Source organism: Sphingomonas sp. URJC2, assembly GCF_059803575.1.
In genome coordinates this window covers 55,093-63,648 of the sequence record NZ_JAPFGX010000015.1, presented here as the reverse complement: position 1 = coordinate 63,648, position 8,556 = coordinate 55,093, and the positions used below count along the sequence as shown (strand labels likewise).

Annotated in this window: 9 protein-coding genes; 5 read left to right on the top strand and 4 right to left on the bottom strand. The window is 61.2% G+C overall.

Translation table 11 applies throughout. The features are described from left to right. Positions 1 to 203: 203 nt before the first annotated feature. Positions 204 to 1,124, bottom strand: a complete 921-nt coding sequence (locus OPU66_RS07780; protein WP_498553041.1) for a LysR family transcriptional regulator — start codon at positions 1,122 to 1,124, stop codon at positions 204 to 206. A 262-nt stretch (positions 1,125 to 1,386) separates the two neighbouring features. Between OPU66_RS07780 and OPU66_RS07775 the strand changes: the two genes are divergently transcribed. Next, positions 1,387 to 2,568, top strand: coding sequence for an MFS transporter (locus OPU66_RS07775; RefSeq protein WP_498553040.1), 1,182 nt, complete (start codon positions 1,387 to 1,389; stop codon positions 2,566 to 2,568). 278 nt (positions 2,569 to 2,846) lie between these two features. Here the strand turns inward: OPU66_RS07775 and OPU66_RS07770 are convergent, their stop codons facing one another. Continuing rightward, entirely contained in the window at positions 2,847 to 3,677 is an 831-nt protein-coding gene (locus tag OPU66_RS07770) for a LytTR family DNA-binding domain-containing protein (RefSeq protein ID WP_498553038.1), read from the bottom strand. A gap of 153 nt (positions 3,678 to 3,830) precedes the next feature. On the opposite strand from OPU66_RS07770, the gene OPU66_RS07765 reads away from it, so the two are divergent. Next, positions 3,831 to 4,997, top strand: coding sequence for an acyltransferase family protein (locus tag OPU66_RS07765; protein ID WP_498553037.1), 1,167 nt, complete (start codon positions 3,831 to 3,833; stop codon positions 4,995 to 4,997). Between the two features lie 12 nt (positions 4,998 to 5,009). On the opposite strand, the gene OPU66_RS07760 is transcribed toward OPU66_RS07765, so the two are convergent. Together OPU66_RS07760 and OPU66_RS07755 are read right to left on the bottom strand one after the other, a co-directional pair. Beyond that, positions 5,010 to 5,480: an IS5 family transposase gene (locus tag OPU66_RS07760; RefSeq protein ID WP_498553036.1), complete on the bottom strand. Its 471-nt coding sequence runs from the start codon at positions 5,478 to 5,480 to the stop codon at positions 5,010 to 5,012. Positions 5,481 to 5,584: 104 nt separating this feature from the next. Beyond that, a complete protein-coding gene (locus OPU66_RS07755; RefSeq protein ID WP_498553035.1) occupies positions 5,585 to 5,794 on the bottom strand; it encodes a transposase in 210 nt (69 codons plus the stop codon). 268 nt (positions 5,795 to 6,062) lie between these two features. Between OPU66_RS07755 and OPU66_RS07750 the strand changes: the two genes are divergently transcribed. The 3 genes from OPU66_RS07750 to OPU66_RS07740 all read left to right on the top strand — a co-directional run bounded on the left by OPU66_RS07750 (position 6,063) and on the right by OPU66_RS07740 (position 8,335). Continuing rightward, entirely contained in the window at positions 6,063 to 6,392 is a 330-nt protein-coding gene (locus tag OPU66_RS07750; protein WP_498553034.1) for a type II toxin-antitoxin system HigB family toxin, read from the top strand. Continuing rightward, positions 6,382 to 6,756, top strand: coding sequence for a helix-turn-helix domain-containing protein (locus OPU66_RS07745; RefSeq protein ID WP_498553033.1), 375 nt, complete (start codon positions 6,382 to 6,384; stop codon positions 6,754 to 6,756). The genes OPU66_RS07750 and OPU66_RS07745 overlap by 11 nt, the downstream gene beginning before the upstream one ends. A gap of 724 nt (positions 6,757 to 7,480) precedes the next feature. Continuing rightward, positions 7,481 to 8,335, top strand: a complete 855-nt coding sequence (locus OPU66_RS07740) for a PDDEXK family nuclease (RefSeq protein WP_498553032.1) — start codon at positions 7,481 to 7,483, stop codon at positions 8,333 to 8,335. Positions 8,336 to 8,556 lie beyond the last annotated feature (221 nt).

Below are 8,556 nucleotides of genomic sequence, written 5' to 3'. Positions count from 1 at the left end.
TAACGCGGTGCTCGTCCATCCCCGCACTTCAACCACCGCCCCCGAGCCAAGCAAGGTGCCGTCAGAACACCGCTTACTCTGCTCCTTAATCAGCTAAAACTGCTCGCACATCCGGGTCTACTCACGGAGTTTGAATCAGATTGCGAACCTCACATCAATGGGGCCTGCCCGTGGGAGAGCAACGGCGCCCGTGTTCTACTGTATCATAAGCCTCGCCGCCTTTCGCTTTGGCCGACATGGGCGACGAGGAAATCAATAAAGGCGCGGATACGCACCGCGAGATGCTCATGGCCGATGTAAACGGCGTGCATCATCTCGACATCTCCGGCGTTGAAGGGTTCCAGCACCGGTACGAGACGGCCTTCCGCGATATCCTCGGCGACATGGAAATGGCCGAGACGGGCGAGGCCAACACCGGCGAGTGCCAACTGGCGCAGGATTACACCGTTGTTGCCATGGGCATTGCCGTTGACCGCGAGGCTGTACTGCTCCCCGCTTGCCGGGTCGCGGAAGGGCCACTCGTCAAGGCTCCGACGAAAATTGAAGCGCAGGCAGTTGTGCGCAGCGAGGTCGTGCGGTGTTGCCGGCGTGCCGAAGCGTTTGAGATAGTCGGGCGCAGCGATGATCACCCGGCGGGTTTCGAACAGCTTACGGGCCATGAGAGCGGAATCGCGCAATGGACCGGAACGCAAGGCGATGTCGGTGCGATCGTCGACGAGATCGACAACCGCATCGGTCAGCGACACGTCGAGTTCGACCTGAGGATAGCGCGCGAGGAAAGGCGGTACGAGCGGCAACAGGCAGCATTCGCCGAAGGCAACCGAAGCGCTGATCCGGAGCCGTCCGCGCGGCACGGCACCCGCTCCAGAGGCGATAAGTCGCTCGGCCTCGTCGATGTCGGCCAAAATCCGTCGTGCCCGTTCCAAATAGAGCTCGCCTTCGGCGGTTAGTTGCAGCATCCGGGTCGAGCGTGTGACGAGCGGCACGCCGAGCCGCTCCTCCATCCGCCCGACGAGTTTGCTGACCGCCGAGGGCGTCAGCCCGACCTTGCGGCCCGCCGAGGAGAAGTTGCCGGATTCGGCCACGGCAACAAATACGCCCATCTCACCAACGCGATAGTCCATGAGCCTTCTCGTGATATTGGCTTGTGGGCAGACGAGGACACCTGATCCCAGACTCTTAGCTGTTAGCCAATCGGCGGCAGCCGGACAGTCTACCCACCTTTGAATTCCGTTCATAGGTGTTGTGATCAAACTAGATATTTTTTCGCGGATTGGCCCGGTGCATCCTTGAGGCCCAACAACCGCCGACTTGGCTGTCAATCGCCTTCGGCTGTCTGTCCCAGTCGGGAAAGGATGCCTCATGCCCACTGCCTCACGGTTCCCGATGGCGCTGTTCGCGTTAACGCTCGCCGCCTACGCGATCGGGACCACGGAATTCGTCAGCGTCGGCCTGTTACCGATCATTGCAGACGATTTCTCGATTTCCCTACCAACCGCCGGCTTGATCGTCTCGATTTATGCGCTCGGCGTCACCTTCGGCGCGCCGATCCTGACCGCGCTTTCCGGCGGGATAGAGCGCAAGCCGCTGCTGATCGGGCTGATGCTTATGTTCATCGCCGGCAACAGCCTCGCCGGCGTCAGTTCAAGCTTCACGCTGCTGCTGGCTGGCCGGGTGCTCGCCGCCTTCGCGCATGGCGTGTTCTTCTCGGTCGGCTCGACTATAGCCGCTGATCTGGTGCCGGAGCACCGCCGTGCCTCGGCCATCGCTTTGATGTTTATGGGGCTGACGGTAGCCATCGTCACCGGTGTGCCGCTCGGCACTTATATTGGCCAGGTCTTTCACTGGCGCGCCACCTTCTGGGCGGTCGCTTTGCTCGGCGGCATCGCGCTCATCGGTATCATCGTCCTGCTGCCGGGCAAGATCGCTAAGGCCCCGCCCGCGACACTGCTCGAACAAATCCGCGTGCTCGGGTCGTCGCGGCTGCTTCTAGTGTTCGCTATGACTGCCCTCGGCTATGGTGGCACCTTTGTCAGTTTTACCTATCTGTCGCCGATCCTCGAGCGGATCACCGGCTTTGATCCCGGCTCGGTCAGCCTGATCCTGATCCTCTATGGCGCAGCCATCGCGGTCGGGAACATTTCTGGCGGGAAGATCGCCAACCGCAATCCAGTGAAAGCGCTGACAGGTCTGTTCTTGGCGCAGGCGCTGGTGCTCGTCGTCTTTGCGTTCACGGCGGTCCATCCCATCGCCACGCTAGTGACGCTCGCCGCACTCGGATTCTTGTCCTTCGCCAATGTGCCAGGCCTACAGCTTTATGTCGTGCAGCTTGCTAAGATGCATCGACCCAGCGCAGTGGACACGGCCTCAGCGCTTAACATCGCCGCCTTCAATCTCGGCATCGCTTCAGGCGCATGGATCGGTGGCGAAGTGGTGGCCGCGCCGCAGCTTGGCCTCGGCGCCACGCCCTGGGTCGGCGCAGTGATGGTCGCTGCGGCGGTTGTGCTCACCTTCTGGAGTGGCGTGCTCGACCGTCGCAATCACCCTGGCGCCGCTCGGTTCGAGTGAGGTGCCGTTTCATGGCCCAAATGAACGCCGCGCTGAGCCAGATCGCCCGGCGCGGCGAGATAACTTTGGCATTGAACTGGCCGTCGCCAATGACAGGTCGCCGAAGGGCGATGCCCGCCGCAAGGCTGCATTTGGCGAAAGCCGACCCATAGTCGAGCGATCGGGAACGACCGTCTCTGGGTCGGCAGCCGGCCCCCCTGTCTCTGATCGCGCATGAGTAAAACGCGGGGGTCAATCCGCAAAACCCGGCCTTCTCAAACCGCCCTTGCAGCCGATACTCAAGCCTTATCCCGCTGAGAGAGATTTCTCCGATACCGGCGACTGCCGTTGATTACCGCGCCAGAACGCAAGGTTATGTCGAAATCCCCGCTCTGGCGTGTTTCGGTGGTTGCGATCGCTGAGCGCCGCACAAGATACGAGCGATGGACGCGGACGAACCCGTGAGGTGTGAGCGCAGCTTCCAAATCCGCCATTGTCCGCCGCGCGAGCTGGCTGCCAAAGCTGCCGTGCAGCTCAACGTAATTTCCCGCAGAGCTGACCCAGTCGATCTCCCGCGGGTTCAACATTACGACCCGGCTGCCGTCGCGCACCTCGATCAGTGGCGCCTCAATGCCTGGCTGCAGCGGGATTACTGTCGGCCGAGCGACCAGCCGCGATGCCGCCGCAAACACCACAACGATCGAAACATATGTGATCAGGTCTTTGCGCGCCTCGAACAACAGCCGATTGGACCAAGGCTCGATAGGCGCATAGTTGTCACCAGCCAGCATGAAAGCGGCAATCCGCAGGCCTGCCATCAGCGCGGTATGCGCCAACGATGCTACGATGCAGCCGACTGCATGGCCCAGCGCCGTCAGCAATAGCGGGCGCGGTGCGAGCCGATTGGCGGTCAACAGGATAGCCGGCAGCAAAGCCAGCCAAGCGGCAAAGCTGGTACCTTCAAGCACCCACGCCTGCCACTGCGCAATCGGCCGGCCAAGTGCGCGCCGCTGGTCGATCAGACTTGCGGAATTGACCACCATGTAGAGCAATCCGAATCCGACATAGGCCAACGCCGTGATCGTGCGCGGATCGCGCAACCAGATCTGATTGCCCCCCTTACCGCTCATCCCCCTATCGCCACCGCTCGTCACAGCCTTCCCCGCCTTCCGCCCCGCCGGCTCCCCCATCCATCCCCCGTGCCGCGACACCACCGTCGTTGGCAGCACATATCGGTCAAAACTTAGATGCGATGGAGGTGCGACATGCAAGGAAGCGTTGCAGTGAACGCGCGCCAGTACGGACTCGATTGGCTCAGGATCAGCGCTTTTGCGCTGCTGATCCTCTATCATATCGGTATGTTCTTCGTGCCGTGGGGCTGGCACGTTAAATCCGCCACCCTCGTCGAATGGGCAATTTGGCCGATGATGGCGGTCAACCCTTGGCGTCTGTTACTTTTATTCGTGATTTCCGGCGTCGTATCGCGCGCACTGCTCGCAAAGCTTGGCACGCCACGCGCCTTTGCCGCCGGCCGGTCCGTACGGCTGTTGGTGCCTCTGCTTGCCGGAATGGTGGTCTTCGTCGCACCGCAGCCCTGGTTCGAGTTGCGCGACCAGGGCTCCTATGACGCGGGCTTCGCACATTTCTGGCTGCACGACTATTTCCGGTTTGGATCAAGCCTCGGCATCGTTCTGCCGACTTGGAACCACCTGTGGTTTGTTGCTTACCTTTGGGTCTATTCAATAATGCTGGCCGGGCTCGGCGCCCTGCCTGCGGGCACCCGCGCGAAACTTCAGCGCCGCTTCGACCGCCTGTTCTCGGGCTGGCGGGTCGTGGTGCTGCCAATCGTCTGGTTGGCGTTGGCTCGGCTTATATTGCTCCCGTTGTTCGGCGAGACTCATGCGCTACTCGATGATCCCTATGCTCATGCGATTTACGGTTTTGCCTTTTTTTTCGGTGTGGCACTGGCGCGGTCGGCAACCGCCTGGGAGCTGATAATCGCACAATGGCGCCGGCTGGGCAGCACGGCCGCTCTGGCCTGCGTCGCGATGTTCAGCGCGCATGAACTAAGCGACGGGACGCCAATGTGGGACATTGCGCGCTCGCTGGCGCGAGCCGTTCTGGCATGGAGTGCGATCCTTGGTCTGTTGGGCTTTGCCCAGACACACCTTCACCATGACAGTCGGGTGCGCCGCTATCTGACCGAGGCGATCTTTCCCTATTACATCGTGCACCAGACCATCATCATCGCGGCAGGCTTCTGGCTCAAGCAAGCCGGAGTTCCGGCGGAAATCGCCTTCGGCGTTATCTTGCTGATGACCGTATCCGGTTGCGCGCTGACCTACGAGGTCGCGCGCCGGATAAACTGGCTGCGACCCTTACTCGGCCTGAAGGCATCACATTCTACAGTGCAGCCCGGAAGGTGGTTCACCAATGTTCAGCCTAAATGACCGATGCATCGGCTAGGTCTCGTGGACAAAAGGTATCCACAAACTGATTGATGCGAGTGTGACGAAGCCGAGGTAGAAATCTGCGGTTTTGGCGTACCGGGTTGCAATCCGGCGCCGGTTCTTGAGCTTGTTAAAGAGCCGCTCGACGAGATTGCGCCAGCGGTATTTCATCCGATCGTGAGGGATCGGCATGCGGCGGTTCGCCTTTGACGGGATAACCGCTTCGACGTCGACGGCCGAGATCACCGCGCGAACGGCATCGGAGTCATAGCCCTTGTCGGCGAGGAGAGCTTCGATCCTGTCAGCCAGCATCGTGAACAGCGGGCCGAAGCCCTGCACGTCGTGCGCTTGGCCTGGGGTCAGGACGAAACAGAGAGGGCGGCCCTGTCCGTCGCACCTGGCGTGGAGCTTGGGGGTGAAGCCGCCTCGCGAACGGCCGAGCGCCTCGGCCGCTTGATCCCCTTTTTTGGGCCGACCGCACAATGGTGTGCCCGGACTACGGTGTTTTCGATCATGTCGGCCGAGCTGTCGCGCTGGACAAGCTCGGTAAGCGTCTCAAGCAGCGCCTCGAATACCCCGGTCTGCACCTAACGGCGATATCGTCGAAACACGCTGTTCCACTTCCCGTACTCGTCCGGAAGATGCCGCCACTGCGCGCCTGTCCGAGCCATCCAGAGCATGCCTTCGAAGTACCGCCGATTGTTGTCCGCGGGTCGGCAGCCACGCCCGCGCTCAGGAGGCAGCAGCAGCCCGATCAGCGCCCACTCCTCGTCCGGAACTCCGATCCGCTCGCCCAAAGCCGCCCCCAAAAGACAGCCGTGAATCAACCTCAGGGTCTCGCGTCAAGCTTTGTCCACGAAGCCTAGCGCAGTTTGAGCGCGCCGAAGTCGCGCGGGTCGGTAAGGCGTTCGCGGCGGAGCGCGGCCCTTCATTTCAGGCGACCGCACCAGGCGATCGGATCAGCGGCATCGCCATCCCGCGCGGCGGCATCGACTGGGCGGTCGTGCGGCCTCGGGCTCTAGGCAGATCGGAGCTTGCGCCCAATATGGGCGCATGATAAACGGAATGACCATGCGGATCATCGCGCGGCGCACCTTGCGCGACTTCGTTGAGAGCCGGGCCGGTCACAAGGATCAGCCGGCCTTGAAGGCGGCGCTCGACGCGTGGTTCGCGGAAGTAAGCAAGGCGAGCTGGACCAGCACCGCCGATGTGAAGCGTCTCTACGCGACCGCGAGCATCGTCAGCGCCGACCGGATCGTCTTCAACATCAGGGGCAACAACTACCGGCTGGTGGTCGCGGTCGATTTCGAGAAGGCGATCGTCTGGATAAAGTGGGTCGGCACGCACAGTGACTATGACCGGATCGACGTGAAGGAGGTGGAGCATGGCGGCTGAGCTGAAGCCCATCCGCAACGACGCGGATCACGAAGCGGCGATGGAGGAGGTCGCCCGGCTCTGGGGGGCGAAGAGCGGCACGCCGGATGGCGACCGGCTCGACGTGCTCGCGACGCTGATCGACGCCTACGAGGCCAAGCACCATGCGCTGGATGCGCCCGATCCGGTCGAGGCGATCAAGTTCCGGATGGAGCAGCAGGGCCTGACACGCCGCGACCTGGAGGGCGTGATCGGCACGCGAACCCGGATCGCGGAGGTCTTGAACCGGCGGCGCGGCCTGTCGATCGAGATGATCCGGCGCCTACACGACCGGCTCGGCATCCCCGCCGAGGTGCTGATCCGACCGTCGCGGAAAGCGGCGTGACCGACGCGGCGCACACTGGCGCGCGGCGTCGCGCACCATCTCACTGCAGCGACCCGACCGAGTGTCGCCGGCCTATGGGGGCAGCGCCACTCGACCTCTACGGTTATGCTACCCAGGCCGCGAAACGCGTCGCGAGACCGGCCCGAGCTGAACCAGAGCCGATCGCCGTCATAGACGACTGACCCAACGCCCTACCCATTACCGATGCCGAGGTTTGCATCATCGTAGCCCACTGCGGCGACGTGCTCGACGATCTGTTCGGACCGCTCCCCTAGCCAAGGACACAAATCATGACCGATGCGGTCTCTCACTTGGCGGAGGCCGCGTCGCCCGGCTCTGCTATCCGCGCTGCGCCCTATCTGCGCGTCTCGACGGGCCGCCAGGCCGAGAGCGACCTCTCCATTCCCGACCAGCGGCGGCAGGCTGAGAACTACGCCACCTCACGGGGTGGAACGTGGTGGCCGAGTAAGTCGAACCTGGCCAGCCCGCGTCTGATGGCCGCCGCCCTCAGTTCCAGAGCCAAAAGCCACCGCTACCGACAAAGGCTACGCGTTCGTGACGGTCATACAAGTTCCACCTTTTCAGGCTTTAGAACCTCAAAAAACCCCGGTGCGGTTGCGTCGCCAGGGTAATTTCCAGCCCGGTGCCTGCCGGAGAGGCACATTTGCGAGCCATCTTGTTTCGTTCTAGAATCGACCGCTGGGAGCCCAAAGGGAAGCACAAAATGAGGCTGAAGCAGGCGGGCTGGAGTGAGGAGCGCGCGCAGAAAGAGATCGCTGCCAATGCAAACCTGATAGGACTGACAGGTACATGGCACCCTGCCCAAGAACATGTTCAAGGCGGCGGTCGCGTCGACATTCTATTCACGGCGCCAGGAGCAACGGAGTGCGTGATAGTTGAGGTCCAGCGGAACAATGTCGACCGCGACCACCTCACTAAGGTCTTAGAGTATCTCGGCAGTGAAAGGGTTTCAAAACCCTCTCTCGACTGCAGAGGAGTTCTCGTTGCAGAAGACTTCGACGGCGCGCACGGACGGCTTGCAGAAGCGATTGCTCGGGTCGCACCGCTCCGTCTATTCAGAATGTCGATTCATAGGGACGGATCAGGTGACACGCTCAGACTAGCGGAGCATTATCCCCCAAATCAAGCCGCTGCCAAAGAAAATAATGACCGCGAGAGCTGGTGGCGATCAAGGCCTTGGTTCCCTGTCGCGGAAGTATTATTTCAGACGATTATTGAGATCGACCCGGAATGGTCGCCCAAGTTCAACAAGAGCTTTATCGGTGGAAAAAGGAATGGAGGCCACTTCAATTCCCTAGCGCTGCACGATCAGGGTATCGACGCATTTCGGCTTGAGTTGAAACTTGACCGGTCTGGTATGCTCGATCAACAGATCGAGCAGATGGGGTTCCCTATTGTATATCGAAACACAGGTAAACACAAAGAACAACGTCGCTGCCACTACTCCCTTGTCGTGAGTTCTCAGAGGAATCGCCATGACCTGAGTTCTCTCCATGGCCTGCTTATTGAGGCACACAAGCGCTGGCATCTCATAATCCGAAGAGGCGCAGGGACATAGGCCCAACATTGTGGCAAGCCCATGATGCATTAACGGATAACCTGCGCGAACACGGCTTGACGTGAAACTCCGAAGTCGATTTCCGGCTGTTTCTTGGAGTCAGCCATGGGAAGGCGGATTGGATTTCCGGAGGTTAAGGAGCCTCTCATCAGGCTTCTGCTGCCTCGTGAACAGGGGAAGTAGAACAGCGTCTTCTGAAGTTAAGAAAGCGCTGATTATCG

What these genes read in the sequence shown, in the direction of transcription:
- OPU66_RS07780 (WP_498553041.1), bottom strand. Translation starts at nt 1,124, where the DNA reads ATGGACTATCGCGTTGGTGAGATGGGCGTATTTGTTGCCGTGGCCGAA.
- OPU66_RS07745 (WP_498553033.1), top strand. Translation starts at nt 6,382, where the DNA reads ATGGCGGCTGAGCTGAAGCCCATCCGCAACGACGCGGATCACGAAGCG.
- OPU66_RS07775 (WP_498553040.1), top strand. Translation starts at nt 1,387, where the DNA reads ATGGCGCTGTTCGCGTTAACGCTCGCCGCCTACGCGATCGGGACCACG.
- OPU66_RS07750 (WP_498553034.1), top strand. Translation starts at nt 6,063, where the DNA reads ATGACCATGCGGATCATCGCGCGGCGCACCTTGCGCGACTTCGTTGAG.
- OPU66_RS07770 (WP_498553038.1), bottom strand. Translation starts at nt 3,677, where the DNA reads ATGAGCGGTAAGGGGGGCAATCAGATCTGGTTGCGCGATCCGCGCACG.
- OPU66_RS07740 (WP_498553032.1), top strand. Translation starts at nt 7,481, where the DNA reads ATGAGGCTGAAGCAGGCGGGCTGGAGTGAGGAGCGCGCGCAGAAAGAG.